The organism is Mesorhizobium sp. M0029, from assembly GCF_040323735.1.
In the GTDB taxonomy this organism is placed as follows: domain Bacteria; phylum Pseudomonadota; class Alphaproteobacteria; order Rhizobiales; family Rhizobiaceae; genus Mesorhizobium.
The window spans coordinates 1-26,441 of record NZ_JAMYVF010000010.1 but is presented as its reverse complement, the minus strand read 5'-3'; the positions used below and the strand labels follow the sequence as shown (position 1 = coordinate 26,441).

The 26,441-nt window shown below is 63.5% G+C and carries 23 protein-coding genes and 1 pseudogene; 13 read left to right on the top strand and 11 right to left on the bottom strand.

The window, feature by feature from the left end; all coding sequences use genetic code 11:
- Window positions 1–146: 146 nt before the first annotated feature.
- The 4 genes from NKJ76_RS17625 to NKJ76_RS17610 form a co-directional block, all read right to left on the bottom strand.
- Window positions 147–1,427, bottom strand: a complete 1,281-nt coding sequence (locus NKJ76_RS17625; RefSeq protein WP_352536350.1) for a glycerate kinase type-2 family protein — start codon at window positions 1,425–1,427, stop codon at window positions 147–149.
- Window positions 1,428–1,602: 175 nt separating this feature from the next.
- The gene (locus NKJ76_RS17620; protein ID WP_352537985.1) at window positions 1,603–2,109 is read right to left on the bottom strand and encodes a heme-degrading domain-containing protein; all 507 of its coding nucleotides are present in this window, start codon (window positions 2,107–2,109) and stop codon (window positions 1,603–1,605) included.
- Window positions 2,110–2,429: 320 nt separating this feature from the next.
- Window positions 2,430–3,746 (bottom strand): guanine deaminase, encoded by a 1,317-nt coding sequence (gene guaD, locus NKJ76_RS17615; RefSeq protein ID WP_352536348.1) that lies wholly within the window; start codon window positions 3,744–3,746, stop codon window positions 2,430–2,432.
- 2 nt (window positions 3,747–3,748) lie between these two features.
- Window positions 3,749–4,966, bottom strand: coding sequence for a urate hydroxylase PuuD (locus tag NKJ76_RS17610; RefSeq protein WP_352537984.1), 1,218 nt, complete (start codon window positions 4,964–4,966; stop codon window positions 3,749–3,751).
- 135 nt (window positions 4,967–5,101) lie between these two features.
- Here NKJ76_RS17610 and NKJ76_RS17605 point away from each other — a divergent pair, with 135 nt between their 5' ends.
- From NKJ76_RS17605 to NKJ76_RS17595, 3 genes are all read left to right on the top strand, one after another.
- The gene (locus NKJ76_RS17605; RefSeq protein WP_023671373.1) at window positions 5,102–6,022 is read left to right on the top strand and encodes a LysR family transcriptional regulator; all 921 of its coding nucleotides are present in this window, start codon (window positions 5,102–5,104) and stop codon (window positions 6,020–6,022) included.
- Window positions 6,023–6,129: 107 nt separating this feature from the next.
- Window positions 6,130–7,071, top strand: coding sequence for an LLM class flavin-dependent oxidoreductase (locus NKJ76_RS17600; RefSeq protein ID WP_352537983.1), 942 nt, complete (start codon window positions 6,130–6,132; stop codon window positions 7,069–7,071).
- Window positions 7,068–8,318, top strand: a complete 1,251-nt coding sequence (locus NKJ76_RS17595) for an LLM class flavin-dependent oxidoreductase (protein WP_352537982.1) — start codon at window positions 7,068–7,070, stop codon at window positions 8,316–8,318. Before NKJ76_RS17600 ends, NKJ76_RS17595 begins: the two co-directional genes overlap by 4 nt.
- A 12-nt stretch (window positions 8,319–8,330) precedes the next feature.
- Here the strand turns inward: NKJ76_RS17595 and xdhC are convergent.
- The 5 genes and pseudogenes from xdhC to uraH form a co-directional block, all read right to left on the bottom strand.
- Window positions 8,331–9,011, bottom strand: a pseudogene (gene xdhC / locus NKJ76_RS17590) (xanthine dehydrogenase accessory protein XdhC); the annotation flags it as partial.
- A gap of 46 nt (window positions 9,012–9,057) precedes the next feature.
- Entirely contained in the window at window positions 9,058–9,474 is a 417-nt protein-coding gene (locus NKJ76_RS32410) for an XdhC family protein (RefSeq protein WP_502902317.1), read from the bottom strand.
- 73 nt (window positions 9,475–9,547) lie between these two features.
- Window positions 9,548–11,914, bottom strand: a complete 2,367-nt coding sequence (gene xdhB / locus NKJ76_RS17580) for a xanthine dehydrogenase molybdopterin binding subunit (RefSeq protein ID WP_352537981.1) — start codon at window positions 11,912–11,914, stop codon at window positions 9,548–9,550.
- The gene (gene xdhA / locus NKJ76_RS17575) at window positions 11,914–13,395 is read right to left on the bottom strand and encodes a xanthine dehydrogenase small subunit (RefSeq protein WP_352537980.1); all 1,482 of its coding nucleotides are present in this window, start codon (window positions 13,393–13,395) and stop codon (window positions 11,914–11,916) included. The genes xdhB and xdhA overlap by 1 nt, the downstream gene beginning before the upstream one ends.
- 3 nt (window positions 13,396–13,398) lie before the next feature.
- Window positions 13,399–13,773 (bottom strand): hydroxyisourate hydrolase, encoded by a 375-nt coding sequence (uraH, locus tag NKJ76_RS17570; RefSeq protein ID WP_023694734.1) that lies wholly within the window; start codon window positions 13,771–13,773, stop codon window positions 13,399–13,401.
- Window positions 13,774–13,957: 184 nt separating this feature from the next.
- On the opposite strand from uraH, the gene puuE reads away from it, so the two are divergent.
- The 4 genes from puuE to NKJ76_RS17550 are packed head-to-tail and all read left to right on the top strand — an operon-like array spanning window position 13,958 to window position 17,360.
- Window positions 13,958–15,376, top strand: a complete 1,419-nt coding sequence (gene puuE, locus NKJ76_RS17565) for an allantoinase PuuE (RefSeq protein WP_023826674.1) — start codon at window positions 13,958–13,960, stop codon at window positions 15,374–15,376.
- Between the two features lie 32 nt (window positions 15,377–15,408).
- Complete coding sequence (locus tag NKJ76_RS17560; RefSeq protein WP_460221618.1) at window positions 15,409–16,266, top strand: bifunctional allantoicase/(S)-ureidoglycine aminohydrolase; 858 nt, start codon at window positions 15,409–15,411, stop codon at window positions 16,264–16,266.
- The gene (locus tag NKJ76_RS17555) at window positions 16,263–16,763 is read left to right on the top strand and encodes an ureidoglycolate lyase (RefSeq protein ID WP_023725922.1); all 501 of its coding nucleotides are present in this window, start codon (window positions 16,263–16,265) and stop codon (window positions 16,761–16,763) included. Before NKJ76_RS17560 ends, NKJ76_RS17555 begins: the two co-directional genes overlap by 4 nt.
- A gap of 3 nt (window positions 16,764–16,766) precedes the next feature.
- Entirely contained in the window at window positions 16,767–17,360 is a 594-nt protein-coding gene (locus NKJ76_RS17550; protein ID WP_023683488.1) for a nucleoside deaminase, read from the top strand.
- Between the two features lie 10 nt (window positions 17,361–17,370).
- On the opposite strand, the gene NKJ76_RS17545 is transcribed toward NKJ76_RS17550, so the two are convergent.
- A complete protein-coding gene (locus tag NKJ76_RS17545) occupies window positions 17,371–17,682 on the bottom strand; it encodes a BrnA antitoxin family protein (RefSeq protein WP_023671384.1) in 312 nt (103 codons plus the stop codon).
- Complete coding sequence (locus NKJ76_RS17540) at window positions 17,669–17,917, bottom strand: BrnT family toxin (protein ID WP_031197083.1); 249 nt, start codon at window positions 17,915–17,917, stop codon at window positions 17,669–17,671. Before NKJ76_RS17540 ends, NKJ76_RS17545 begins: the two co-directional genes overlap by 14 nt.
- A gap of 189 nt (window positions 17,918–18,106) precedes the next feature.
- Here NKJ76_RS17540 and NKJ76_RS17535 point away from each other — a divergent pair, with 189 nt between their 5' ends.
- The 6 genes from NKJ76_RS17535 to NKJ76_RS17510 all read left to right on the top strand — a co-directional run bounded on the left by NKJ76_RS17535 (window position 18,107) and on the right by NKJ76_RS17510 (window position 26,205).
- Window positions 18,107–20,092, top strand: a complete 1,986-nt coding sequence (locus tag NKJ76_RS17535; protein WP_023826675.1) for a CocE/NonD family hydrolase — start codon at window positions 18,107–18,109, stop codon at window positions 20,090–20,092.
- A 154-nt stretch (window positions 20,093–20,246) separates the two neighbouring features.
- The gene (locus NKJ76_RS17530) at window positions 20,247–21,833 is read left to right on the top strand and encodes an ABC transporter substrate-binding protein (RefSeq protein ID WP_023671387.1); all 1,587 of its coding nucleotides are present in this window, start codon (window positions 20,247–20,249) and stop codon (window positions 21,831–21,833) included.
- A 16-nt stretch (window positions 21,834–21,849) separates the two neighbouring features.
- Complete coding sequence (locus NKJ76_RS17525) at window positions 21,850–22,809, top strand: ABC transporter permease (RefSeq protein WP_023823868.1); 960 nt, start codon at window positions 21,850–21,852, stop codon at window positions 22,807–22,809.
- Between the two features lie 9 nt (window positions 22,810–22,818).
- A complete protein-coding gene (locus NKJ76_RS17520; protein WP_023703637.1) occupies window positions 22,819–23,646 on the top strand; it encodes an ABC transporter permease in 828 nt (275 codons plus the stop codon).
- Window positions 23,646–25,301 (top strand): ABC transporter ATP-binding protein, encoded by a 1,656-nt coding sequence (locus NKJ76_RS17515; RefSeq protein WP_352535465.1) that lies wholly within the window; start codon window positions 23,646–23,648, stop codon window positions 25,299–25,301. Before NKJ76_RS17520 ends, NKJ76_RS17515 begins: the two co-directional genes overlap by 1 nt.
- Window positions 25,302–25,365: 64 nt before the next feature.
- A complete protein-coding gene (locus NKJ76_RS17510; protein ID WP_023752448.1) occupies window positions 25,366–26,205 on the top strand; it encodes an alkaline phosphatase family protein in 840 nt (279 codons plus the stop codon).
- Window positions 26,206–26,441 lie beyond the last annotated feature (236 nt).

Below are 26,441 nucleotides of genomic sequence, written 5' to 3'. Positions count from 1 at the left end.
AGCGAAAGCCTCAGCGACATCGTCATCCACGGGCGGAGCAAGGAGCTTCGCTCCTGCTTCGCCCAGGGATAACGAAGCTGAGTGGCTTCAGCCAATCACCTACGGTCGTGAATCCAACGTTGGAAACTTCGGCCGCCACGGCCGAATTAACTGATCAGGATTGCCCTCAGATCATTCACATTCGTACCCGTCGGCCCCGGCACGAACAGATCGCCGATCGCGTTGAACGCCGTCCAGGCATTGTTGCCGGCCAGCATCGCCTTGGCGTCGACGCCGGCGGCACGCACGCGCGAGACAGTCGAGCCATCGGCAAAGGCGCCGGCATTGTCTTCCGAGCCATCGATACCGTCGGTATCGGCGGCCAGTGCATGAATACCTCCCGCGCCGCTGATGCCGATGGCAAAGGCAAGCAGGAATTCCGAGTTGCGGCCGCCCTTGCCCCTTTTTCCGTCAACAGGGGCCCGCAAGGTCACGGTCGTCTCGCCTCCGGACAGGATCAGCACCGGCTTTTTGAACGGCCGGTTGCGCGTCGCCACTTCGCGCGCAATGGCTGCATGCACGCCACCGACCTCGCGCGCCTCGCCCTCGATGGAATCGGAGAGGATGACGGCTTCGATGCCCTGCCGTTTTGCCTCAGCGGCTGCCGCTTCCAGCGACACGCCAGCCGAGGCGATCAGGTGCACTTCATTGCGTGAAAAGCGCTGGTCATCCGGATCTGGCGCATCGGCCTCTGGCGAGTTGATGTGCGCCATGACGGCGTTGGGCAGTTTCATGCCGTAGGCCGCTATCAAGGCCAGCGCATCGGCCCGGTTGCCGGAGTCGGGCACGGTCGGGCCGGAGGCCACCAGCGCCGGGTTGTCGCCGGGAATGTCAGAGACAACCAGTGATACCAGTTTGGCCGGCCAGGCGGCAGCTGCCAGCCGGCCGCCCTTGATGGTCGAGAGATGCTTGCGGATTGTGTTCATCGCCGCGATCGGCGCGCCGGAGGCAAGCAGCGCCTCGTTGACGGCGATTTCGTCGGCGAGCGTCAGGCCGGCGGCAGGCGACGGCAGCAGCGCCGATCCTCCGCCTGAGATCAGAGCCACTACCAGGTCGTCCGCAGTCAGCCCTTGCACCTTTTCGAGCAGGCGTCGCGAGGCTTCGAGACCGGCTGCGTCCGGCACCGGATGCGCCGCCTCGATGATCTCGATGCGCTCGCATCTGGCGCCATAGCCATAGCGGGTGACGACCAGCCCTTCGATTGGCCCGTCCCACACTTTCTCGAAGGCAGCGGCCATCTGTGCCGAGCCCTTGCCGGCGCCGATGACGATGGTGCGGCCCTTCGGCCTAGCCGGCAGATGATCCCTGATCGTTCGCTCCGGATCGGCAGCGGCAACAGCGGCATTGAAGATCGAGATGAGAAAGGATTTGGGATCGAGCACGGTCATAATTGGCCGCCATCCGCGGTTTGCAAGCTTCCGAAAAGCCGGCGCCGCCCCTCACCCTTACCCTCTCCCCGTATAGAGACGGGGAGAGGGGTTCGCCGGCGTTGGGGTGCTTCTCTTCTCCCCGTCACTATACGGGGAGAAGGTGCCGGCAGGCGGATGAGGGGCAGCGCTAGCGTCACGATTTATCTTCCGGCGGCAGCGCCAATTGTGTCCGATCGACGCCGAGATGATCGCACAGTGCATCGACGACGACGCCATGATCCTGGCGTTCCGGCAGGCCGGAGACGGCGATGACGCCGATGACGCCGACGCCCTTTACAGTCACCGGAAACCCGCCGCCGGCTAGTACGTAATCAGCAATATCCAGCCCCTCGCCGACCTTGAAGGTGCGGTCCGGACGCTGCTGCTCAAGCACCAGGCGATAAGTGCTTTTGAGATAGCGCTTCACCACATTGATCTTGCGTCGAGCCCAGTCGGGGTTGGAGGCGTTCGAACCGGGCAGCGCGGCATAGAACAGCGGGCGATCCCACAGCCTGATGTCGATGATGATGGGCAGCTTTTCGGCCAGCGCCCGCTCGCGGATCGCCCAGCCAACCTTGAAAGCGACAGCCTCGTCGAAGGCCGGGAAGACCAGCATCTCTTCCTGTTTCTGGATCAGAGCGATGTCGTCCGCGGCGGTCATTTTTGTTCTCCGAAATCGTTACAAATCGTGTGTACGACAAGCTCCGCCCGGTCAAGGTCTCGTCGCGGTGATGTCTTGCCCCGCCAGGGTCGCCCCCCACTCCGTCGAGCTTCTCTCGACACCTCTCCCCCGATCGACCCCGATCGACGGGGGTAGAGGAAGGGCGCCAAGCTGTCCGAACCGGCGCCCGTCCTCCGAAGCAAAGGCTCCCTTCCTCACCCTCGGAGGGGGGTAGGTGGCGCCGCGAAGCGGCGACGGAGTGGGGGAACCACTTGGCAACCAGGCGCAATCATCATCTTGTCCCGCGCGGATGATGAGTCCTAACCCGCGATCATATCGCTCTTGGCCGGCCGCCCCGCGACATAGACCTCGCGCACCGCGCGGTCGTCGCCCAATGTCTGCAGCAGGAACAGCTCCTCCGCCAGCGTCTCCACAGTCTCCATCCTCAGCCGCATCGCCGGCGTGGCGCGGGCATCGAGCACGGTGATGTCCGCGTCGGTGCCTTCATCCAGCGTGCCGACCTTTCCCGCCACAGACAGCGCCTCGGCATTGCCACGTGTCAATTGCCAGAAGGACTGGAACGGGTTCAGCTTTTCGCCATTCAGCGCAATCACCTTGTAGCCCTCGTCCATGGTGCGCAGCATCGAATAGTTGGTACCGCCGCCGACATCGGTGGCGGCAGCGATCCTGAGCGGCTTGTCGCGGCGACGAAAGCGCTGGTAGTCGAACAGGCCGGAGCCGAGGAACAGGTTCGAGGTCGGGCAGAACACCGCCACCGAGCCGCTGTCCGACAGCGCATCGGCCTCGCGTTCCAAGAGATGGATGCAGTGGCCGAACAGGCTCTTTGGCCCCAGCAGGCCATACTGCTCGTAGACATCGGTGTAGTCGCGCGCCTGCGGATAGAGTTTTTGCGTGAAGGCGATTTCGGCGTGGTTTTCCGACAGATGCGTCTGGATGTGTAGATCGGAATGCTCGCGGCAGAGCGTGCCGGCCATCTCCAACTGCTCGGGCGAGGAGGTGATGGCGAAGCGCGGCGTGATCGCATAAAGCTGGCGGCCCTTGCCGTGCCATTCCGCAATCAGTGCCTTCGTATCGTCATAGCCGGATTGCGGCGTGTCGAGCACGCCTGCCGGCGCGTTTCGATCCATCATCACCTTGCCGGCAATGTTGAGCATGCCGCGCGCATGCGATTCGGCAAAGAACGCTTCGGCAGACGCCTTGTGCACCGAGCAGTAGGCGGCGACCGTCGTCGTGCCGTGGCGCACCATCTCGTCCAGGAACAGCCGGGCGATGCGGCGGCCATGCTGAGCGTTGGCGAATTTGGTCTCTTCGGGAAAGGTGTAGGTGTTCAGCCAGTCGAGCAGTTCGGCGCCGTAGGAGGCAATGACCTGCATCTGCGGAAAATGCGCATGCGCATCGATGAAGCCGGGCAGCAGCAGATGCGGCCGATGATCGATCTTTTTCGCACCGTCGCCCGCCTGCCTTTCCACATCAGCGTAGGCGCCGGCGGCAACGATTCGGCCATCGCGGATCAGCAGGCCGCCATCCTCCTCATAGCGCCAGGCGGCATGGTCGGCGATGGCTTCGGGCCAGCGCAAGAAGCTCAGCGTGCGGCCGCGCAGAAGTGTCGAAGTCATGCTTATTTCCCTGCGCCTTCGAACCAGGCGACCAGCAGCGCCCGCTCCTTGTCGCTGATCTGGGTGACGTTGGCCGGCGGCATGGCGTGGCTGCGCCCGGCCTGCAAATAGATTTCACGCGCATGCTCGGCAATGCCGGCATCGGTGTCGAGCATCACGCCCTTCGGGGCGTGATAGATGCCCTCATAGACCGGCTCGGCCGCATGACACATCGAGCAGCGGCCAAGCACGGTGTCGCGCACGGCCGGGAAATGCGACGAGGCGATATAGACTTCGGCCGCGGCGGACGCCTTGGGCTCGCCGGTCAGTATCTTCGGCGCTGTAGACAGCCACATGATGATGACGAACAGCACCGCAGCCGCCATCCAGGTCCAGTGCGGGTTGCCGGCACGCTTGTGCACGGTGTTGAAATAGTGCCGGATCAAGACGCCGATGATGAACACCAGCGAGGCGATGACCCAGTTGAACTGCGTCGCAAACGCCAGCGGATAATGGTTCGACAGCATCAGGAACAGCACGGGCAGCGTCAGGTAATTGTTGTGCAACGAGCGCTGCTTGGCGATCTTGCCGTATTTCGGGTCGGGCTTGCGGCCGGCGATCAGGTCAGCGACGACGATCTTCTGGTTTGGGATGATCACCATGAAGACGTTGGCCGACATGATCGTGGCGGTGATGGCACCAAGATGCAGAAAGGCGGCGCGGCCGGTGAACAGATGGGTCAGCCCCCAAGCGATGAACACCAGCACGCCATAGAGCACCAGCATCAGTCCGGTGTCGCTTTTGCCGAGCGGCGACCGGCAGAGCAGATCGTAGACCACCCAGCCGACGCCGATGGTGGCCATCGACAAAAGGATGCCGACCGGCACCGACATCGGCAGCACATTGGGGTCGATCAGGAACAAATCGGCGCCGGCATAGTAGACCACGCACAGCATGGCGAAGCCGGACAGCCAGGTGGCGTAGGATTCCCATTTGAACCAGGTCAGGTGTTCCGGCATTTCGGCCGGCGCCACCAGATATTTCTGGACGTGGTAGAAGCCGCCGCCATGCACCTGCCATTCCTCGCCGAATGCGCCGGCCGGCATGCCGGGGCGCTGACGCAGCCCAAGGTCGAGCGCGACGAAATAGAAGGACGAGCCGATCCAGGCGATGCCGGTGACGACGTGCAGCCAGCGCACGGCGAAACTCAGCCAGTCCCAGAAAATCGCGAAATCCATCATGTGAAATCGTCCCTGCCGATCGGCTGACTTTACGGTGTGGGGCGCAAACGAAAAGAGGCGAGGTGTACGATGACTTTCAAAAAAAAATGGAAAATACTAGGCTGACCACGTACGCCGCCACATAAAGAGCCACGAATGGCCTATCTCGACAACATCGCCGTCTTCGTCCGCGTCGTCGAGCTTGGTAATCTCTCGGCGGCAGGCCGCGACATGCGCATTTCGCCGGCGGTCGCCTCCAACCGCATCAAGGAGCTGGAAAAACACCTCGGCGTGCGGCTGTTCAACCGCACGACACGGCAATTGATGCCGACGGAGCATGGCACGGTGTTCTACTCCGGCGCCAAGCAGGTGCTGGAGGCGATCACCGAGGCGGAAGCCGCGGTTTCGGCGCTTTCCGGCCAACCGCGCGGCACCATCAAGGTGACCGCACCGCTCGGCCTCGGACGGCGGCTGGTGGCGTCGGGCATTCCGGATTTCCACGACAAATACCCCGATATCGAGGTGCGGCTGAGGCTCTCCGACCACAATATCGACATCATGAAGGAAGGCATCGACGTCGCCTTCAAGCTCGGCATCATCGAGGATTCCAGCCTGCGGATGCGCGGCATCATGGAATGTGAACGCGTGCTGGTGGCGGCACCGAAATATCTCGAAGCGCGCGGCGAGCCGGTGGAGCCACAGGAGCTGATCGGCAAGAAGCACGACTGCCTGATGCTGCGCTATTCCGGGGCGCGCGAATATGTCTGGACGCTGCAGACGCCGTCCGGCCCGCAGAAATTCGAGGTGCACGGCCCCTACGACACCGACGATGGCGATGTGCTGACCGGCTGGGCGCTGTCGGGCCGCGGCATCATCAACAAGCCGCGCTTCGAGGTCGAACCCTTCATCCGCGACCGGCGGCTGCAGGTCATCCTGGCCAGCACGCCGCCAACGCCGGTGCAGTTCGCCGCCGTCTATCCGCACAAGAAGCTGCAGGATCCAAAGGTGCGGCTGTTGCTCGACTTCATGGCCGAGCGTTGCCAGCGGCTGATCAAGGATTTGCTGGCCGGCAAGTGAGGGGCTGTTGGCCCAGTCGCCAGGATTGTCTTACAAGCAGGTGACCTTAGGTTCGCATACGCTGCCCTATGATCGATGGTCCCATGCCGACTGACCAGCAAGCCACAATGCATCTTGCCGTTTCGCTCAACATTACTTCCGGGCAGCCGCTCGGGTTCAGCGACCTGGCCGGCTTTGCCAAGCAAGCGGAAGCGGCGGGGCTGGACATGATTGTCCTCGATGATTCCGCGCCGAACAGCGCCGGGTCGAGTTCTTTCGAAGCGACGACCTTGCTGGCGGCGCTGGCGACGGTGACAAGTCGGATCGGCCTTGTCGCTGCAGCCTCGACGGTGGCTCACCAGCCGTACAATCTGGCGCGCCGTTTTGCTTCGCTCGACATCATCAGCCATGGCCGCGCCGGCTGGCACGCCACCATGGCGCAGGCGCCAGGGGAAGCCGCCAATTTCAGCCGGCCGGATGGATTTTCCGACGATGTGTTCCGCCGCCGCACGCAGGAATACATCGGCATCGTTCAGCGCCTGTGGCAGGGCTGGGATGCCGACGCGCTGCTGTTCGACAAGGCCGGCGGCCGCTTCCACGACCCCGAAAAAATGCATTTGCTCGACCACAAGGGCGAATTTTTCTCCGTGCGCGGGCCGCTGAACGTCGCGCGCTCGCCGCAGGATACGCCGGTGCTGGTGCTGTCCGGCCTGTCCGAGGCCGACCTGGATATCGCCGCCCGCACCGCCGATGTCGTCCTGCTGGACAGACCCACAGAGGACGCCAAGGCGCGCCATGACGATCTCAAGCGCCGCGTTGTGGCCTGCGGACGCGATCCGGGTGCGGTCAAGCTGCTGCTGAACGTTGGCGCAGATGTCGCTGCCAACGCGCTCGAAACATGGTTCAGTTCGCAAAGCTGCGACGGGTTCAACATCGCAATACCGCCTGCGGCGATTGACGGTTTCATCGGCCGCGTGCTGCCGGAATTGCAGCGCCGCGGGCTCGTCCGCCCGGATTATCCCGGCACCACCTTGCGCTCGCATCTCAGACTTGCCGGAGGAGCGCAATGACCCGCCAGATGAAGCTTGGCGCCTTCCTGTGGGCGACGGGCCACCACATCGCCGCCTGGCGTCACCCCAAGGCGCATGTCACGGCAGGCATCGACATCGATCATTACATCCGGCTGGCGCGCACGGCGGAAGCGGCGAAGTTCGACATGGTGTTCTGCGAGGACGCCGCCGGCCTGCGCGAAGCCAATGTCGGCATCGCCAGCCAGACCTCACGCTCGATCGGCTTCGAGCCGATCAGCCTGCTGTCCGCGCTCGCCGTCCAGACCAGCCGCATCGGCCTCGTTTCGACGGCCTCGACCAGCTACAACGAGCCCTATGGGCTGGCGCGCACCTTTCTCTCGATCGATCATCTGAGTGGTGGCCGGGCTGGCTGGAACCTGGTGACGTCGGCCAGCCCCATCGAAGCCGCCAATTTCGGCGCGACGGGCCTGAAACCGCATGCCGACCGCTACGAGCGGGCGCGCGAATTCGCCGAGGTGGTATCAGGACTTTGGCAAGGCAGCGGCTTTCACGGTCACAACGGCCAGAGCTTTTCGGTGCGCGACTCGCTCGACCTGCCGCGCTCGCCGCAGGGCGCGCCGGTGATGGTGCAGGCCGGCGCCTCGGATGTCGGCCGCGACCTTGCCGCCCGCACCGCCGACGTCGTGTTCCTGGCGGCGCAGACCCTCGAGGAAGCCAAGGCCTTTTACGACGACCTCAAGGGCCGTATGGCGGGCTGTGGGCGGGAACCCGACGACATCAAGATCATGCCCGGCGTCTCCCCGGTGGTGGCAGACACCGAGGCCGAAGCGCGGGAGAAACAGGAGGAATTGCAGGCGCTGATCCCCGACGATGTCGGCGTGGCGCTACTGTCCAGCTATCTCAGCATCTCCGATCTCGGGAGCTATCCGATCGACGGACCGATGCCCGAACTGCCGGAGACCGAGGGCATGAAAAGCCGCCAGGCGCTGGTCATCCAACAATCGCGCCGCGACGGCCTGTCGATCCGCCAGCTCGCGCGCCATTTCGCCGGCGCACGTGGCCATTGGCGTATCGTCGGCACGCCGGCGCGGATCGCTGACGAATTGCAGGCGCGGTTCGAGGGCGGCGGCGCGGACGGCTTCAACGTCATGCCGTCATACTTCCCCGGCGAGCTCGATGCCTTTTGCGAACTCGTGGTGCCGGAACTGCAGCGGCGTGGGCTGTTCCGTCGCGAATATGAGGGCAGCACCTTGCGCGAGCATCTTGGCCTGAATCGGCCTGCTTAGCCGCGCCGAAGCTTAGCCGGCCATCATCTTGTGCTGGACTTCATGGTCGGCATTCGGCGCGGTGTTGTGAACGACCAGTGCCGTCATGATCTCGGCTGCCGCGAGCGCCGCGATCACCGGCGGGCGCTTGTCCCTGACGGCGTCGCCGCCGATCGGGGAGACGAGGCGGGCGAACTCAGCCTCCGTGCCCTCAGCCGATTTCAGGAACCAGTTCCTGAACGTCGCTCTCTTGGTTTTCGAGCCGATCATGCCGACATAGGCCGCGTCGTCGCGCTTCAGCGCTTCGGCGACGATGAGGAAATCCAGCGCATGGTCGTGGGTGAGGATGGCGAAGGCGGTGCCGGCGGGGGCGTTTCGCACCTCGGCCTCGGGCATCGGCGTCAGCCGCGTCTCGACGGTTTCCGGCATGCCTTCCAGCGCTTCGGCCCGCGTCTCGATGACGACACCACGCATGGGAAGAAGTGCAACAGTCGAGGCCAGCGCCCGGCCGACATGGCCGCCGCCGAAGATATAGACATGCGGCAGGTGGGCTTCCTCGGCTTCTGCGGCCGCGATCAGCTCGGCAGTAAGCGCGGCATCGACGACACGGATCAAGACTTCGACGCGCCCGCCGCAGCACTGGCCGATCTCGGGGCCTAGCGGCACGTCAAGCGTGGCGCAGACTTCGTCGAAGCCGATGCGGGCTTCTTTACCCTCCCCCTTGTGGGGAGGGTCGGTGAGCGGACGCCGTGTGGCGGCGTCAGCGAAACGGGGTGGCTTGGCACGATCGTCCGCGCCCCCCCCCCCCGGGGGGGGGGGGGGGGCCGGGGCCCCCCCCCCCCCCCGGGGGGGGGGGGGGGGCCGGGGGCGGGGGGGGGGGGGGCCCCTCCAGGGGGGGGGGGGGCCCCCGCCCCCCCCCCCCCCCCCCCGCGCGGGGCCCCCCCCCCGACCCTCCCCACAAGGGGGAGGGTGAAGACCCCACCATCTGCCTCGCCTTGTCGATCGCGATGTACTCGAGCTGACCGCCGCCGATCGTGCCAAAAGTCGCCGCCTGCGAGACGAGCATGAAGGCGCCCTTCTCGCGGGGGGTCGAGCCCTTGGTACTGGCCACTTCGACCAAGGCAAACCGGCCGGCGCTGGCGAGAAAAGCTCTGAGGCTTTGCACTTTCGAGTTCATATTTCGCATTCCCGTACGGGAAATATAGGTTTTTCAGTCTGAATTGCACGTTTTGCCAGAATCCAGGTCAGAGTCAGGCGCTATTCTTGGCTTCACCCTTCAGCCGTTCAATCGCCATCAGCACCCGTTCTGGTGTTGCAGGAGCGTCGAGACGCGGACAGACCTTATGATCGGCCACACTTGCCACCGCGTCCGACAGCGCATGCAGCACAGACATGCCGAGCGGGAAGGGCGGTTCGCCGACCGCCTTGGAACGGTGCACCGTCGGCTCGTTGGCCTCCGGCCAGTCGGCCAGCGTGACGTTGAATATCTTCGGCCGGTCGGACGCGAGCGGGATCTTGTAGGTCGACGGCGCATGCGTGCGCAGCCGGCCCTTGTCGTCCCACCACAGCTCCTCCGTCGTCAGCCAGCCCATGCCCTGGATGAAGCCGCCCTCGATCTGGCCGAGATCGATGGCGCGGTTCAGCGAGCGGCCGGTTTCATGTAATATGTCGGTGCGCTCGACGACATATTCGCCGGTCAGCGTGTCGACCGAGACTTCCGAGCACGAGGCGCCATAGGCGAAATAATAGAACGGACGGCCCTCGCCCTTGTCACGGTTCCAGTGGATTTTCGGCGTCTTGTAAAAACCCGCCGCCGACAGTTGGATGCGGGCCATATAGGCCTGCTTGACGAGGTCGGTGAAGGCGATCTCCTGGTTGCCGATGCGCACCCGGTTGGGCAGGAAAAGCACCTGCTCGCGCGGCACCTGGTATTTTTCGGCGGCGAAGTCGGTCAGCCGTTCCTTGATCTGGCGGGCGCCGTTCTGCGCCGCCATGGCGTTGAGGTCGGTGCCGGACGACGCCGCGGTGGCCGAAGTGTTGGGCACCTTGCCGGTGGTCGTCGCGGTGATCTTGACCTGGTCGAGGTCGATCTGGAACTCTTCCGCCACCACCTGCGCCACCTTGACGTAGAGGCCTTGCCCCATCTCGGTGCCGCCGTGATTCAGATGCACCGAACCATCGGTGTAGACATGCACCAGCGCGCCGGCCTGGTTGTAGTGGGTGGCCGTGAAAGAGATGCCGAATTTGACCGGCGTCAGCGCCAGGCCGCGCTTGATGAAGCGGCTGTTGGCGTTGAAGGCCTGGATGATGCGGCGGCGCCCCGCATAGTCGGCGCTCGCCTCCAGCTCGGCGACGATGCGGTGGATGATGTTGTCCTCGACCGTCTGGTGATACGGGGTGACGTTGCGGCCCCCGTCTTTATCACCACTGGTGCCATAAAAATTCTGCTTGCGGATTTCGAGCGGGTCCTTGCCGACGGCAAAGGCAACCTCGTCGATGACGCGTTCGGCGCCGACCATGCCTTGCGGGCCGCCGAAGCCGCGAAACGCCGTGTTCGACACGGTGTTGGTGTAAAGCGGCGCCGATTGCGCATGCACCGCCGGCCAGAAATAGGTGTTGTCGCAATGGAACAGCGCGCGGTCGGTGACCGGGCCGGACAGGTCCGATGAAAAGCCGCAACGCGCCGCGAACATGAAGTCGACGCCAAGAATGTTGCCGGCGTCGTCGAAACCTACTTCGTAGTCGACGAGGAAGTCATGGCGCTTGCCGGTGGCAATCATGTCGTCGTCACGGTCGGGCCGGATCTTGACCGCGCGATGGTGTTTCTTGGCGGCGATCGCAGCCAATGCCGCAAACTGGTTGCCTTGCGTCTCCTTCCCGCCGAAGCCGCCACCCATGCGGCGGATTTCCACTGTGATGGCGTTGCTCGGCACGCCCAGCGCATGGCTGACCATATGCTGGACTTCGCTCGGATGCTGGGTCGAGGAATAGATGGTGACGTCCTGGTCCTCGCCAGGAATGGCCACTGCGATATGGCCTTCGAGATAGAAATGCTCCTGGCCGCCGATGCGCATCTTGCCCTTCAGCCGGCGCGGCGCCGCCTTGATCGCGGCAGCGGCATCGCCACGCTTCAGCGTGAGCGGCGGCGTGACCAGCTTGTCCTTGCGGGGGTCGAGATCGCCAATGTCGGTGACGAAAGGCAATGGACTGTATTCGACCTTGGCCAGCCGGGTGGCGCGGCGCGCCTGTTCGCGCGTCTTGGCAATAACGCAGAAGATCGGCTGACCATAAAACTGCACCTTGTCGTCGGCCAGCACCGGCTCGTCGTGTCGACCGGTCGGCGAAATGTCATTTTCGCCCGGAACGTCCTTGGCCGTCAGCACATCGACGACGCCCGGCGCCGCGCGCACCGCCGACAGATCCATTTTGCTGATCGTCGCATGCGTCGCCGTGGACAGGCCGAGGCAGCCATGCAGCATGCCCGCCGGTTCCGGCATATCGTCGATATAGACCGCGCTGCCGCTGACATGCTTGTGCGCGGAATCGTGGCGCTGGTCGGCGGCGACGCCACCGGAAATCTTCTGCGCCTTGAGATCTGGAGAGGCGTGCTTGTTCATCAGGCCGCCTCGTTGCGTGACACCTGGAACGGCGCCTTGCTGCCGCTGGTTTCGGCAAAAAAGCGCAGCAGCAGGTTCCTGGCCGCCAGCGCCCGGTATTCGGCCGATGCCCGCATATCGGTCAGCGGGGTGAAATCGCCGGCATATTCAGCCATGGCCGCTTCCACCGTCGTCTCCGTCCACGGCTTGCCGAGCAGCGCTTTTTCGACACCGAAAGCCCGCTTCGGGGTGGCCGCCATGCCGCCATAGGCGATGCATATATCGGCCACGGTTCCGTCCTTGGCCAAGTCGAGGAAAAAGGCGCCAAGGGCTGCGGTGATGTCCTCGTCGCGGCGCTTGGTGATCTTGTAGACGGCAAACTTCGTGCCCTTGGCCGGCACGGGAACGTGCACGGCCTCGACGAATTCGCCTGGCTGCCGGTCCTGCTTGCCATAGGCGATGAAGAAATCCTCGAGCGCGATGGTGCGCCGCTTCTTGCCGCGGCGCAGCGTCAGTTGCGCACCAAGCGCGATCAGGGGCGGCGGCGTGTCGCCGATCGGCGAGCCATTGGCGATGTTGCCGCCGATGGTGCCCATGTTTCGTACCTGTTGGCCGCCGATGCGGTCGAACAATGGCCCGAGCGCGGGGATGCGCTTGGCCAGTGTCGCGAAGGCGTCGGTGTAGGTGACGCCGGCGCCGATGGTGATGACGTCATTGTCTTCGGAGATCGCGCACAGCCCCTCGAGATTGCCGATGAAGACTACCGGTGAGATGTCGCGCATCTGCTTGGTGACCCACAGGCCGACGTCGGTCGAGCCGGCGACAACAGTGGCGCCGGGTTCCTTGTCCAGTACAGCGGCGAAATCGTCGACGTCAGCCGGCACAACCAGCCGCTGCTTGCCGGCGCCGATTTCGACGCGGGCACCGTCATGCATAGCCTCGAGCCTGGCGGTGATCGCCTTGCGCTCGGCCGCCAGCGGATCCTTCGCCGCCTTGCCGTAGCTGGAGATGGCACGCGCGGCGCGCATGATTGCCTCATAGCCGGTGCAGCGGCAAAGATTGCCTTGCAAGGCCTTCTCGATCGCCGCATTCGACGGGTCCGGCGACTTCATCCACAAGCCGTAGAGCGACATGACGAAGCCCGGCGTGCAGAAGCCGCATTGCGAAGCGTGGAAATCGACCATCGCCTGCTGCACCGGATGCAATTGGCCAGGCGCGCCGCGCAGATGCTCGACGGTGACGACATGGGTGCCGTCGAGCGAACCGAGGAAACGGATGCAGGCGTTGACGCTTTCATAAACCAGCTTGCCGGCGGACAATTTTCCGACCAGGACCGTGCAGGCGCCGCAATCGCCCTCGGCGCAGCCTTCCTTGGTGCCGCGCAGCGAGCGGTCGAGCCGCAGCCAGTCGAGCAAGGTCGCGTCGGGCGCCACCGACGACAGCGCTACATCCCTGCCATTGAGGATGAAGCGGATCTCTTTGCGTATGGTGATCTTGGCCATGCGTCAGCTCCCCCTGTAGGTCGAGTAGCCATAAGGAGAGATAAGCAACGGCACGTGATAATGCACGGATTCCGCCATGCCGAAGCGGATCGGCACACTGTCGAGGAAGGCCGGTTCCGGCAGTTTGGTGCCCTGGCCGCGTAGATAGTCACCGGCGGCGAACACCAGTTCGTATTCGCCAAGGCGGAATTCCGCTCCTGCCAGCAGCGGCGCATCGCAGCGGCCGTCGGCATTTGTGACGACGGTCTTCAAATGTATCCGCGCGTCGCTCTCAAGATGATAAAGCGCGATCGACAGGCCCGCCGCCGGCTTGCCGGTCGCGGTGTCGAGCACATGCGTCGTCAGACGTCCGCCATCGGCTTTCGACGTTTCTGCCACTGGCGCCTCCCATTTCCGATACAGCCGAACAAAGCAGTGAATTGTGCGCCAATTAAAGGCGATGCATAAGTCCCGGTCGAGCGGAGTGGCACAAAAACACTTTCAAAAATTTCGGGGGAATGCGCGAGCAACCCTTTCGACTATCCTGATCATAACTTCCGGCAGCGTCCGGCGGGGAGGGGCAATGCGTTACTCTAGAGACATGCGCGGCTACGGAGCCAATCCGCCGGATCCGAAATGGCCGGGCGGTGCGCATGTGGCCGTCCAATTCGTCGTCAACTACGAGGAAGGCGGCGAGAACTGCGTGCTGCACGGCGACAAGGCCTCGGAAGCCTTTCTGTCGGAAATCGTCGGCGCCGCGCCCTGGGTCGGCCAGCGCCACTGGAACATGGAATCGATCTACGAATATGGCGCGCGGGCAGGCTTCTGGCGGCTGCTGCGCCTGTTCAGCGAGGCGCAAGTGCCGGTGACCTGCTACGGGGTCGCCACAGCACTGGCCCGCTCGCCCGACCAGGTGGCGGCGATGCAGGAGGCCGGCTGGGAAATGGCCTCGCACGGGCTGAAATGGATCGACTACCGCGATCATGCACCGGAAGATGAACGCCGCGACCTCGAAGCGGCGATCAAGCTGCACTACGAGGTGACGGGCCAACGGCCGACCGGCTGGTACACCGGCCGCACCTCGGTCAATACGGTGCGGTTGGTGGCCGAAGAGGGCGGCTTCGACTATGTGTCGGACACTTATGACGACGAACTGCCCTACTGGTTCGAGCACAGCGGCGGCGCGCAACTAGTCATCCCCTACACGCTCGATGCCAACGACATGCGTTTCGCCACGCCGCAGGGATTCAATTCCGGCGACCAGTTCTTCGCCTATTTGAAGGACAGTTTCGACACGCTCTATGCCGAGGGCAAAGCGGGCCGGCCGCGGATGATGAATATCGGCCTGCATTGCCGCCTCGTCGGACGTCCCGGGCGGGTGGCGGCGCTGAAGCGCTTCGTCGACTATGTCAGATCGCACGACAAGGTCTGGCTGGCACGGCGCGTCGATATCGCCAGGCACTGGCAGGAGAACCACCCCTACCAGCCGGCGGCGCTCAAGCCGTCGAAGATGGCGTTCGAGACCTTCGTCGACACTTTCGGCGGCGTGTTCGAACATTCGCCCTGGGTCGCCGAACGTGCCTATGAGCTGGAGCTTGGGCCGGCGCATGACAGCGCCGGCGGCCTGCACAATGCGCTCTGCCGCGTCTTCCGCGCCGCCAGCGAAACCGAGCGGATCGGCGTCCTCAACGCCCATCCCGATCTCGCTGGCAAACTGGCCAAGGCGCGGCGGCTGACGGCGGAATCCACACGCGAGCAGGCTTCCGCCGGCCTAGACGCGCTGACCGACAAGGAGCGCGAGCTGTTTTCCAAGCTCAACGCCGCTTACGTCACCACCTTCGGCTTTCCCTTCATCATCGCGGTGCGGGGCAAGACCAAGGAGGAGATCCTCGCCGAGTTCGAGGCGCGCATCGGCAACAGCCGCGGCATCGAACTCGATACCGCCTGCAAACAGGTCGAGCGCATTGCGCTGCTCCGCCTGAAAGACATGCTCCCGCTCTAATGAAATGACTGAGGGGTCAGGACCCAATGGATATGATCAAGACTGACCAGAAAACCTATTACGCGCCGCATGGCGGCCATCCCGGCCAAAATGAGCTTTTGACCGGCCGCGCCGTCTTCACCGAGGCCTATGCGGTCATACCAAAGGGGGTGATGCAGGACATCGTCACCAGCCCCCTGCCGTTCTGGGACGAGACCAGGGCCTGGATCATCGCCAGGCCGCTTTCGGGTTTCGCCGAGACATTTTCGCAGTACATCGTCGAGGTCCTGCCCGGCGGCGGCAGCGACCGGCCCGAGCCGGACGCCGGCGCCGAGGGCGTGCTGTTCGTGGTTGAGGGCGAGTTGACCGTTTCGCTGGCCGGCAAGAAGCACGTGCTGCAAGCCGGCGGTTTTGCCTTCCTGCCGCCGGACAGCGGCTGGACGGTGCGCAACGAAGGTCGCGACGCCGTACGCTTCCACTGGATCAGGAAGGCCTATGAGGCCGTCGACGGCATCGACGCGCCGGAAGTCCTGTTCAGCAGTGACCAGCAAATGGCGCCGACGCCGATGCCCGGCACCGAGGGTCGCTGGGCGACGACCCGTTTCGTCGATCCAGCCGACATGCGCCACGACATGCATGTCACCATCGTTACGCTCGAGCCTGGCGCCGTCATCCCGTTTGCCGAGACGCATGTCATGGAGCACGGGCTCTATGTCTTGGAAGGCAAGGCGGTCTACCGCCTCAACCAGGACTGGGTCGAGGTCGAGGCCGGCGACTTCATGTGGCTGCGCGCCTTCTGCCCGCAGGCCTGCTACGCGGGCGGCCCAGGCAAATTCCGCTATCTCCTTTACAAGGACGTCAACCGGCACGCCAAGCTCGGCGGGGCGGGCATTGGCGGTCGCGCGCGGTGACCCGCATCACAGCGCGGCCGCTGACGCGCGAAAGCTTTGCCGGCTTCGGCGATGTCATCGACATGGGCGGCGGCAATCACTACCCGATCAATGGCGGCAAGACCGAGCGCTACCACAATCTCGCCACCGCTGAAGCCGCGGGACCGAATGCCCGCGTGCTGATCTCGATGGCGCGCGGCACGCCTTACGACCTGCCGCTGAAGCTGACCATGGTCGAGCGCCATCCCTTGGGCAGCCAGGCGTTCATCCCGCTGTCGCCGCGGCCTTTCCTGGTCGTCGTCTGCCATGACGGCAAGGACGGTCCGGGCGAGCCGCACGCCTTCATCACCGCACCCGGGCAAGGCGTCAACTATCCGCGCAATCTCTGGCACGGCGTGCTGACGCCGCTCGGCGAAGCGCAGGATTTCGTCATCGTCGACCGCGGCGGTGACGGCTCCAACCTCGAAGAGTTCCATTTCTCGCACCCCTACGAAATCCATCTCCCCAACGAGACCTGAGAAATGACCGACATATCGCTGATCGACCGCCTGCTCGATGTCATCGAGCACGACATCGTGCCGAAAACGGCAGAGGGCGTGGCCCATGGGAACAAGCTGTTCGGCGCCGCCATCCTGCGGAAGGGCGACCGCTCGCTGGTGCTGGCCGAAACCAACAACGAGATGGAAAATCCGCTCTGGCATGGCGAGGTGCACTGCCTGAAGCGTTTCTATGAAATGCCGAAAGCCGAGCGCGTCGACACCAAGGACGCCATCTTCATCGCCACGCATGAGCCCTGCTCGCTCTGCCTGTCGGCGATCACCTGGACCGGCTTCGACAATTTCTACTACCTCTTCAGCCACGAGGATTCACGCGACAGCTTTGCGATCCCGCACGATCTGAAAATCCTGAAAGAGGTCTTCACTCTTGATCCCGGCGGCTACAATGCCGAGAACGCTTATTGGAAGAGTTTTTCCATTCGCAGGCTGGTGCGGGCGCTGCCCGAGGCCGAGCGCGGCCGGCTTGAGGCAAGGATCGGCAATATTTCCGCCCGCTACGACGAACTGTCCGGCGCTTATCAGGCGCGCAAGGCCGAAAACGACATTCCGCTGAACTGACGCGGATTGCCTAGCCTACCTTCGCGTTTTTCAGCACCTCGTTGATCCTGGCCTGCCAGCCCTTGCCGGTCGCCTTGAATTTACTGATGACATCCTGATCCAGACGGATGGACACGACTTGCTTAGGCTTCTCCACGGCTGGCCGGCCACGAGCACGCCTTATGCTCTCGAAAAGTTCTGGAAACACTTCCGCGAAAGGCCTGGCTTGCGCCAACTGTTCGTCTGTCGTCTCCGCATCGTCGGGATCATCAACAATTTGTCTTTGAATTTCCACTTCCTCCGCATCGGTAAGCGGTCGAACACGCGATTTAGGATTGTTCATATACTGACCTTTCCTTTCGGCTGGCACGGCGCATCGAGATCACCGAAATCGCCTCCGAACCAAGCGGCTTGAAAATCACGGCCAGGATGATCTCTCCGAATTCGCCAATCGCCTTAAACCGGTCGGCCTTGGCTGGAAGGACGGTTGAAGTCGCAAAAAACTCAATATCGAGTTCGGCAAAATCGAGACCCCGGCTGTCCAGGTTCGTCACGCGCTTTGGCTCATCCCAAACGATTTTTCAGGCGAAACCATCCTCATCACGTTGGGTTCAGTTAATAAATGTAATACATTAATTATAATCCTGCAACATCAGGGCAAAACAATCGGGCTACATATCGTGGCGTCGTCGCGGCGACACCGGCCGTCGCCCGTTTGACTTCATGACATGCCCGCTTCATGCGTCACTGACATCCTGGAGCATCGCATGAAAACCATCACCGAATTTCCCCGCAAGGTCGTCGAATTCCCCGATATGGGCATCGTCATGCCGGATGGTTGCCGGCTGTCGGCGCGGGTTTGGATGCCGGAGGACGCCAGCAGCGATCCGGTGCCGGCGATCCTCGAGCACCTGCCCTACCGCAAGCGCGACGGCACCATCTTTCGCGATCAGCTGACGCATCCCTATTTCGCCGGCCACGGCTACGCCTCGATCCGCGTCGACATGCGCGGCAATGGCGATTCCGAAGGGCTGATGGACGACGAATATTCCGAACAGGAATTGCAGGACGCCTGCGATGTGATTGCCTGGGCGGCAGCACAGCCCTGGTGCAACGGCAGTGTCGGCATGATGGGCATTTCCTGGGGCGGCTTCAACTGCCTGCAGGTGGCGGCCAAGCAGCCGCCGGCGCTGAAGGCGGTGATCAGCCTGTGCTCGACCGTCGACCGCTACGCCGACGACATCCACTACAAGGGCGGCTGCCTTTTGACGGAAAATTTCGGCTGGGCCTCGACCATGTTGTCCTATTCGTCGCGACCGCCGGATCCGCTGATTGCGGGCGACAACCGCTGGCGCGACCTCTGGCTGACGCGGCTGGAGAACCAGTCTTTCCTTCTGCCGCTCTGGCTCAGCCATCAGCATCGCGACGCCTATTGGAAACGCGGTTCGATCTGCGAGGATTTCTCCGCGGTCAAAGCCGCCGTGCTGTCGATCGGCGGCTGGCATGACGGCTACCGCAACACGATCTCGCACCTCGTCGCCAACATCCAGGCGCCGGTGAAGGGCATTGTCGGGCCGTGGATCCACAAATACCCGCATTATGCCGGGCCAACACCCGCCATCGGCTTCCTGCAGGAGGCGTTGCGCTGGTGGGACCGCTGGCTGAAAGGCGTCGACACCGGTGTCGAGGCCGACCCGGACTATCGCGCCTATGTCATGGACAGTGTGCGCCCCGCGCGCTGGCACCCGGAGCGGCTGGGCCGTTGGGTGGCCGAACAGGAATGGCCGTCTCCCAACATCAAGGTCGGGGCGATCGAACTCATTGCTGACGGCGTCAGGCCGGCGATCGTGGCGACCCCGCAAAGCTGCGGGCTCGCCGGCGGCGAATATTTTCCCTTCACCTTTGGCCCGGAACTGCCGGGCGACCAGCGCCCGGACGACGCGCTGTCCGTCTGCTTCGATCAGCCTGTGCTTGCCGAGGCACTCGACATCGTCGGCGCGCCGGAGCTTCTCATCCGGGTGTCGTCCGATCGCCCGCAGGCGAACATCGCGGTGCGGCTGTGCGACGTGCACCCCGACGGCGCCTCGGAACTGATCTCCTACGGCGTGCTCAACCTGACGCATCGTTCTTCGCACGAACAGCCGCAAGCGCTGGTGCCGGGCGAAACGGTTTCGGCGCGCGTTATTCTCGACCAGTGCGCCTACCGCGTGCCGGCCGGACACCGCCTGCGCATCGCGGTTTCCAATGCTTACTGGCCGATGATCTGGCCGTCGCCGGAGCCGGTGCGGCTAGACCTTTCAGCGGCGACGCTGAGGCTGCCGCTGCGCCCGCTCGCAAAAGCCGACGAGACCTCGTTCCAGTCTCCCGAAGGCGCAACACCCTGGGCAACCGCGACAGTTCGTGCAGCGAATTCCGAGCGTCACGTCGATCGCGATGAGAAGACCGGCATCGTCACGCTGTCGATCACGGATGATTTCGGAGAAGTGCGCGATCTCGCGCATGGACTGGCCAATGGCAGCATTGCCCGCGAGAGCTGGACGATCCACCCCGACGAGCCGCTGTCTGCCTCGGGTCGCACGCACTGGACGCAGACCTTGTCGCGAAACGGATGGTCGGTTCGCACCGAGACGTCGGCTGAAATGCGCTGCGATGCGCAAAACTTCATCGTCAGCGCCAGAATCGAAGCCTATGAGGGCGAAACGCTGGTTTTCGAACGCGATTTCGAAGAGACGATCCCGCGCGACCTGCTCTGAGCGTCGACCCGACTGGTCCAGTTGCGACGCACGATTTACGCCACGGCATGTCGCATTCCGTCTTGCTTACGGCTTTGCCTTCCGGTCAATATCCCTTTGGTAACAACAAGCAAAAAACGACCATAAGGTCGAACCAACAGAGTGAGGAACTCAAATGTCCAACGAACTCGAATATCTGAGCCGGCGCGTTGCGTCCGGCAAGCTGAGCCGTCGTGATTTCCTCGGCCGCGCCGCCGCACTCGGCGTCACAGCGCCCTTCGCCAATATGCTGCTTTCCAGTGCGGCTCGTGCGGAAGGCCCGGTCAAGGGCGGCACGCTGAAGGCCGGCCTCGTCGGCGGCGAATCCACGAACAGCCTGGACCCGGCTTTGTTCATGACGCAAGTGCCGTTCGCCTTTGGCAAGATGTGGGGCGAACTGATCGTCGAGCTGTCTCCGGAAGGCAAGCTCGAGAACCGCATCGCCGAAGAGATCGGCTCGTCGGACGACGCCAAGGTGTGGACGCTGAAAATCCGAGACGGCGTCGAATTCCACAACGGCAAGACGGTGACCGCTGAGGATGTGGCGGCAACGCTGGAGCGCCATTCCGATGAAAAGTCGAAGTCCGGCGCGCTAGGCTACATGAAGGGCATCGACAGCATCAAGGCCAGTGGCAAGGAAGTCGTCCTGACGTTGAAGGAGGCCAACGCCGACCTTCCCTATCTCCTCAGCGACTACCACCTCATCGTCCAGCCCAACGGCGGCAAGGACAAGGCGGATGCCGGCATCTCGGCAGGACCCTACAAGGTCACCACCAACGAGCCCGGCGTGCGCCATGGCGGCGAGCGCTTCGCCAATTACTGGCAGGCCGACAAGATGGGCCATGCCGACCAGATCGAGATCATCGTCATCAACGACGCGACCGCGCGCACGGCGGCCCTGCAGGGCGGCCAGGTCAACATGATCAACCGCGTCGAGCCGAAGATCGTCGACCTGATCAAGCGTGTACCGGGCGTCACCATCCGCAACCATGCCGGCCCCGGCCACTATGTCTTCATCATGCATTGCAACACCGCGCCCTTCGACAACAGCGACCTGCGCATGGCGCTGAAGCTCGCGATCGACCGTGAGGAGATGCTGAACAAGGTGCTGCGCGGCTACGGCTCGCTCGGCAACGACTTCCCGATCAATTCGTCCTATCCGCTGTTTTCCGAGATCGAGCAGCGCAAATATGATCCCGACAAGGCCAAGTTCCACTACAAGAAGTCGGGCCATGACGGCACCGTGCTGCTGCGCACCTCCGACGTCGCCTTCCCGGGCGCGGTCGACGCCTCGCAGCTCTTCCAGCAGAGCGCGGCCAAGGCCGGCATCAAGATCGAGCTCAAGCGCGAGCCCGGCGACGGCTACTGGAACGAGGTCTGGAACAAGCAGCCCTTCTGCGCCTCCTATTGGGGCGGCCGCTCGACCCAGGACCAGATGTACTCGACCGCCTATCTGTCGACCGCCGACTGGAACGACACCCGTTTCAAGCGTCCGGACTTCGACAAGCTGGTGCTGGCTGCACGCGCCGAACTCGACGAGACCAAGCGCAAGCAGATGTACCACGACATGGCCGTGCTGGTGCGCGACGAGGGCGGCCTGATCCTGCCGATGTTCAATCAGTTCATCGATGCGACAGGCGCCAAGGTCGGCGGCTGGGTCGACGATCCGCATCAGGAGCTGATGAACGGCTACGCGCTGGCGAAGTGCTGGCTCGAAGCCTGAGCCCGGCTTTGCGGATATGTCCTCACCCGTCGTGAAACTTGTAGCCCAGCGCGTTGCGCTGGGCATCGTCCTCTTGCTGGCCGTTTCGGTCCTGATCTTCGCCGGCACCCAGATCCTGCCCGGCGACGTCGCGCAAGCCATTCTCGGACAGTCGGCGACGCCGGAATCGCTCGCCAATTTGCGCGAGCAGCTCGGCCTCAATCAGCCGGCTTACATCAGGTATTTCCATTGGCTCGGCGGTGCACTCACCGGCGACCTCGGCACGGCGATGTCGAGCGGCCAGGATATCGCGACCTCGATCAAGGGGCGGCTGTGGAACACGCTGTTTCTCGCCTTCTGGGCGGCGGTCGTGGCCGTGCCGCTGGCGATCATCCTCGGCCTGATCGCCGTGCGTTACCGCAACGGTTGGGTCGACAAGCTGATCTCCGGCCTGGCGCTCGCCTCGACCTCCTTCCCGGAATTCTTCATCGGCTATGTGCTCGTCTACTTCTTTGCCGTGAAGTATCAATGGTTCCCGGCCATTTCCACGGTCTATGACGGCATGCCGTTCGGCGAGCGTATGCAGGCGATCGCGTTGCCGGCCGCCGCGCTGACGCTGGTTGTGCTGGCGCATATGATGCGCATGACCCGCGCGGCCATCCTCAACGTCATGCAGTCGGCCTATGTCGAGACGGCTGAACTGAAAGGCCTGTCGGCCTTCAACGTCATCCGCAAGCATGCTTTCCCCAACGCCATCGCGCCGATCATCAATGTCGTCATGCTCAACCTCGCCTACCTCATCGTCGGCGTCGTCGTGGTCGAGGTGATCTTCGTCTATCCCGGCATGGGGCAATATCTGGTCGACCATGTCACCAAGCGCGACGTGCCGGTGGTGCAGGCCGTCGGCCTGATCTTTGCCGCTGTCTACATCACTCTCAACATCATCGCGGACATCGGGGCGATTGTCGCCAATCCGCGCCTCAGACATCCGAAATAGGCGGCGGGCATGCTCGATATCAAACGCATCCCCATTCCCGCGCTGATTGGCATCGTACTGACGACGATGTTCGTCGTGGCGGCTGTCTTCGCGCCATGGATCGCACCACACGGCAATGCCGAGATTGTCAGCGACGTTCCTTGGGAACCGATGTCCGCAGCGCATTGGCTGGGCACCGACAATCTCGGCCGTGATCTTCTGTCGCGCATGATCTACGGCGCTCGCATCACGCTGTTCATTGCGGTGCTGGCCACCGCGCTGTCATTCTCGCTCGGCGCCATCCTCGGCTTTTCGGCGGCGGTGTTCGGCGGCTGGTTCGACACGCTGCTGTCGCGCCTTGTCGATCTGCTGATGTCGATCCCGACCCTGATCATGGCGCTCGTCGTGCTTTCGGTGCTGCCGACCAACCTGGTGACGCTGATCTTGGTGATGGGCGTCCTCGACTCGACCCGCGTCTACCGGCTGTCGCGCGCGGTGGCCGTCGACATCAACGTCATGGATTATGTCGAGGCCGCCAAGCTGCGGGGCGAAGGCAGCGGCTGGATCATCTTCCGCGAGATCCTGCCCAACGCGCTGTCGCCGCTGGTCTCGGAACTTGGCCTGCGCTTCATCTACGCGGTGCTGTTCTTGTCGACGCTGTCCTTTCTCGGCCTCGGCGTGCAACCGCCGGATGCCGACTGGGGCGGCATGGTCAAGGAAAACAAGGACGGCATCGTCTTCGGTATCGGGGCGGCACTCATCCCCGCCGCGGCGATCGCAGCACTGGCGATTTCGGTCAATCTGGTCGCCGATTGGGTGCTCAACCGCACGACAAGCCTGAAGGGAGGACGCGGGTGATGGCTGACACAAAAGCAAAGCCCGGCCTGCTGCTCGATATCCGCAATCTGCGCATCGAGGCGACAGTGTTTCCGCCCGGCGAGGTGCCGAAGAACATCGTGCTGGTCCACGATGTCTCGCTGACGCTGGAAAAGGGCAAGGTGCTCGGCCTGATCGGCGAGTCCGGCGCCGGCAAGTCGACCATCGGCCTGTCGTCGATGGGCTATGGCCGTGGCGGCGTGCGCATCACCGGCGGAGAGGTGCTGCTCAACGGCCGCGATATTCTCAAGGGCGGCAAGGAAGGTTTCCGCAAATTGCGCGGCCGCGAGGTCTGCTATGTCGCGCAGTCGGCGGCCGCCGCCTTCAACCCGGCGCACAAGCTGATGGACCAGGTGGTGGAAGCAACGCTGCTGCACGGCACGGCGACACGCGCCGAGGCCGAGAAACGTGCCGTGGCGTTGTTCAAGAAGCTCAGCCTGCCAAACCCCGAAATCATCGGCGAACGCTTCCCGCACCAGGTCTCAGGCGGCCAGTTGCAGCGCGTGATGACGGCTATGGCGCTGTGTTCGGAACCTGACCTGATCGTCTTCGACGAGCCGACCACGGCACTCGACGTGACGACGCAGATCGACGTGCTGGCGGCGATCAAGGACGCCATCCGCGACACCCATGTCGCGGCGCTCTACATTACCCACGATCTTGCCGTCGTCGCCCAGGTCTCGGACGAGATCATGGTGCTGCGCCATGGCAGGCTGGTCGAATGGGGCGGCACTCGCCAGATCATCAAGGAGCCGCGCCAGGAATACACCAATGCGCTGGTCTCGGTGCATGAGATCGAGCATGCCGAGCAGAAGCCCGGCGCCGCGCCGTTCCTGTCGGTCAAGAACGTCACCGCCGCTTACGGCGGCAGCCACGTCAAGGTGCTGAAGAACGTCTCGGTCGACATCTATCCGGGACAGACGCTGGCGGTCGTCGGTGAATCCGGCTCTGGCAAGTCGACGCTGGCGCGCGCTATCACCGGGCTGTTGCCGCCCGAGGAAGGCACCGTCACCTTCGATGGCAGGCCGCTCGCCAACCGGCTTGCCGACCGGCCGAAGGAGGATCTGCGCCAGTTGCAGATGATCTATCAGATGGCCGACGTGGCGATGAACCCGCGCCAGACCGTCGGCACCATCATCGGCCGGCCGCTGGAATTCTACTTCGGCATACGCGGCCGCGAGCGCGACAAGCGCGTCGCCGAACTGCTCGACGAGATCGAGATGGGCAAGGGCTTTCTCGATCGTTATCCGGCCGAACTCTCCGGAGGCCAGAAACAGCGCGTCTGTATCGCCCGCTCGCTCGCCGCCAAGCCCAAGCTGATCATCTGCGACGAGGTGACATCGGCGCTCGACCCGCTGGTGGCCAACGGCATTCTCAAGCTGCTGCTCAACCTGCAGCAGCACGAGAAGGTCGCCTACCTCTTTATCACTCACGATCTGGCGACGGTGAAGTCGATCGCCGATTCGATCGCGGTGATGTACCGCGGCGAGGTGGTGCGCTACGGCGCCAAGAGCAAGGTGCTGACGCCACCCTTCGACGCCTATACCGACCTGCTGCTGTCCTCCGTTCCCGAGATGGAGATCGGCTGGCTGGAAAAGGCGATCAAGGGACGGCGCATGGCGAGCGCGGGGAATTAGTAGGGAATTCGCGGCCTTTGTCGCGAAAACTTCCTTCAACGGCAAAAGCTTTCCGGAGCCGCCCATGGCGCTCAAGACCAAACTGCTGCTCATCATTCTCGATGGCGTGCCCTACCGGAACTGGCGCCGGCTGATGGGCAATCTCGAAGGCTGGGTGCAATCGGGCGAGGCGCAGGTGTGGAAGATGCGCTCGGTGCTGCCGTCGACCTCGGCCTGCTGCTATGCTTCGATTCACACCGGGGTTTCGCCTCAGGAGCACGGCATCCTGTCCAACGAAAACCGGTTTCTCGTCAACAAGCCGGATATTTTCTCCGAAGTCAGCAAGGCCGGCGGCAAGACCGGCGCGGTGACGCACTCCTACTGGTCCGAATTCTTCCGCTCCTATCCGTTCGACCTGATCGAGGACATGGAGTTCGACGAGCCCAACGGACCCATCACGCATGGCCGCTTCCACACCATGACCGGCTATAATGCCCGCAACCAGATGACCCCGAGCGATGTCGACCTGTTTGCGACACTGACCCAGCTGACCCGGCGCCACGCCATCGACTACGGGATCCTGCACACCTGCACGCTGGATTCGATGGGCCATCGCTTCGGCCATGACTGCCACGAAATGGACCATGCCTGCTATGCGATGGACGGCATGCTGGCAGCCTTCCTGCCGGGCTGGCGGCAAGCCGGTTACGAGGTGATCGTAACCGCCGACCACGGCCAGACAGACCGCGGCCATCATGGCGGCCGCGACGATGAAATGCAGGATTTCGCGCTGTATTATTTCGGAGCCGGCAAAGGGCCGGATCCGGACCCGCTGCTTGATCAGCTGCAACTGGCGCCGACGGTGCTGAAGCGGCTGGGTGTGCCGGTGCCGGAGACCATGAAGGCTAAGCCGTTTTTGGGGTGACGGAGGTCGTCGCTGAGCCGCCGTTCGCTACCCCCTCTCCCCGTCACTATACGGGGAGAGGGTAAGGGTGAGGGGCAGCGCTAACATCAAAATAAATACCCCAACGCCGGCGCCGTCCCTCATCCGCCTGCCGGTGTCCAGCCGATAGATGGGTAACACTTTGAACCGGATACATAGGTGACACTTCTCTCCCCCTATGCGTCCGCCGCAGCGCCAAGCGGATTGGTTGGCGCGGC

Coding starts and splice junctions, on each gene's coding strand:
- NKJ76_RS17520 (WP_023703637.1), top strand. CDS start 22,819: ATGCTCGATATCAAACGCATCCCCATTCCCGCGCTGATTGGCATCGTA.
- NKJ76_RS17530 (WP_023671387.1), top strand. CDS start 20,247: ATGTCCAACGAACTCGAATATCTGAGCCGGCGCGTTGCGTCCGGCAAG.
- puuE (WP_023826674.1), top strand. CDS start 13,958: ATGCGTTACTCTAGAGACATGCGCGGCTACGGAGCCAATCCGCCGGAT.
- NKJ76_RS17620 (WP_352537985.1), bottom strand. CDS start 2,109: ATGACCGCCGCGGACGACATCGCTCTGATCCAGAAACAGGAAGAGATG.
- NKJ76_RS32410 (WP_502902317.1), bottom strand. CDS start 9,474: ATGAACTCGAAAGTGCAAAGCCTCAGAGCTTTTCTCGCCAGCGCCGGC.
- NKJ76_RS17550 (WP_023683488.1), top strand. CDS start 16,767: ATGACCGACATATCGCTGATCGACCGCCTGCTCGATGTCATCGAGCAC.
- NKJ76_RS17510 (WP_023752448.1), top strand. CDS start 25,366: ATGGCGCTCAAGACCAAACTGCTGCTCATCATTCTCGATGGCGTGCCC.
- NKJ76_RS17605 (WP_023671373.1), top strand. CDS start 5,102: ATGGCCTATCTCGACAACATCGCCGTCTTCGTCCGCGTCGTCGAGCTT.
- NKJ76_RS17545 (WP_023671384.1), bottom strand. CDS start 17,682: ATGAACAATCCTAAATCGCGTGTTCGACCGCTTACCGATGCGGAGGAA.
- xdhB (WP_352537981.1), bottom strand. CDS start 11,914: ATGAACAAGCACGCCTCTCCAGATCTCAAGGCGCAGAAGATTTCCGGT.
- xdhA (WP_352537980.1), bottom strand. CDS start 13,395: ATGGCCAAGATCACCATACGCAAAGAGATCCGCTTCATCCTCAATGGC.
- NKJ76_RS17560 (WP_460221618.1), top strand. CDS start 15,409: ATGATCAAGACTGACCAGAAAACCTATTACGCGCCGCATGGCGGCCAT.
- NKJ76_RS17600 (WP_352537983.1), top strand. CDS start 6,130: ATGCATCTTGCCGTTTCGCTCAACATTACTTCCGGGCAGCCGCTCGGG.
- NKJ76_RS17625 (WP_352536350.1), bottom strand. CDS start 1,427: ATGACCGTGCTCGATCCCAAATCCTTTCTCATCTCGATCTTCAATGCC.
- NKJ76_RS17610 (WP_352537984.1), bottom strand. CDS start 4,966: ATGATGGATTTCGCGATTTTCTGGGACTGGCTGAGTTTCGCCGTGCGC.
- guaD (WP_352536348.1), bottom strand. CDS start 3,746: ATGACTTCGACACTTCTGCGCGGCCGCACGCTGAGCTTCTTGCGCTGG.
- NKJ76_RS17515 (WP_352535465.1), top strand. CDS start 23,646: ATGGCTGACACAAAAGCAAAGCCCGGCCTGCTGCTCGATATCCGCAAT.
- NKJ76_RS17595 (WP_352537982.1), top strand. CDS start 7,068: ATGACCCGCCAGATGAAGCTTGGCGCCTTCCTGTGGGCGACGGGCCAC.
- NKJ76_RS17525 (WP_023823868.1), top strand. CDS start 21,850: ATGTCCTCACCCGTCGTGAAACTTGTAGCCCAGCGCGTTGCGCTGGGC.
- NKJ76_RS17535 (WP_023826675.1), top strand. CDS start 18,107: ATGAAAACCATCACCGAATTTCCCCGCAAGGTCGTCGAATTCCCCGAT.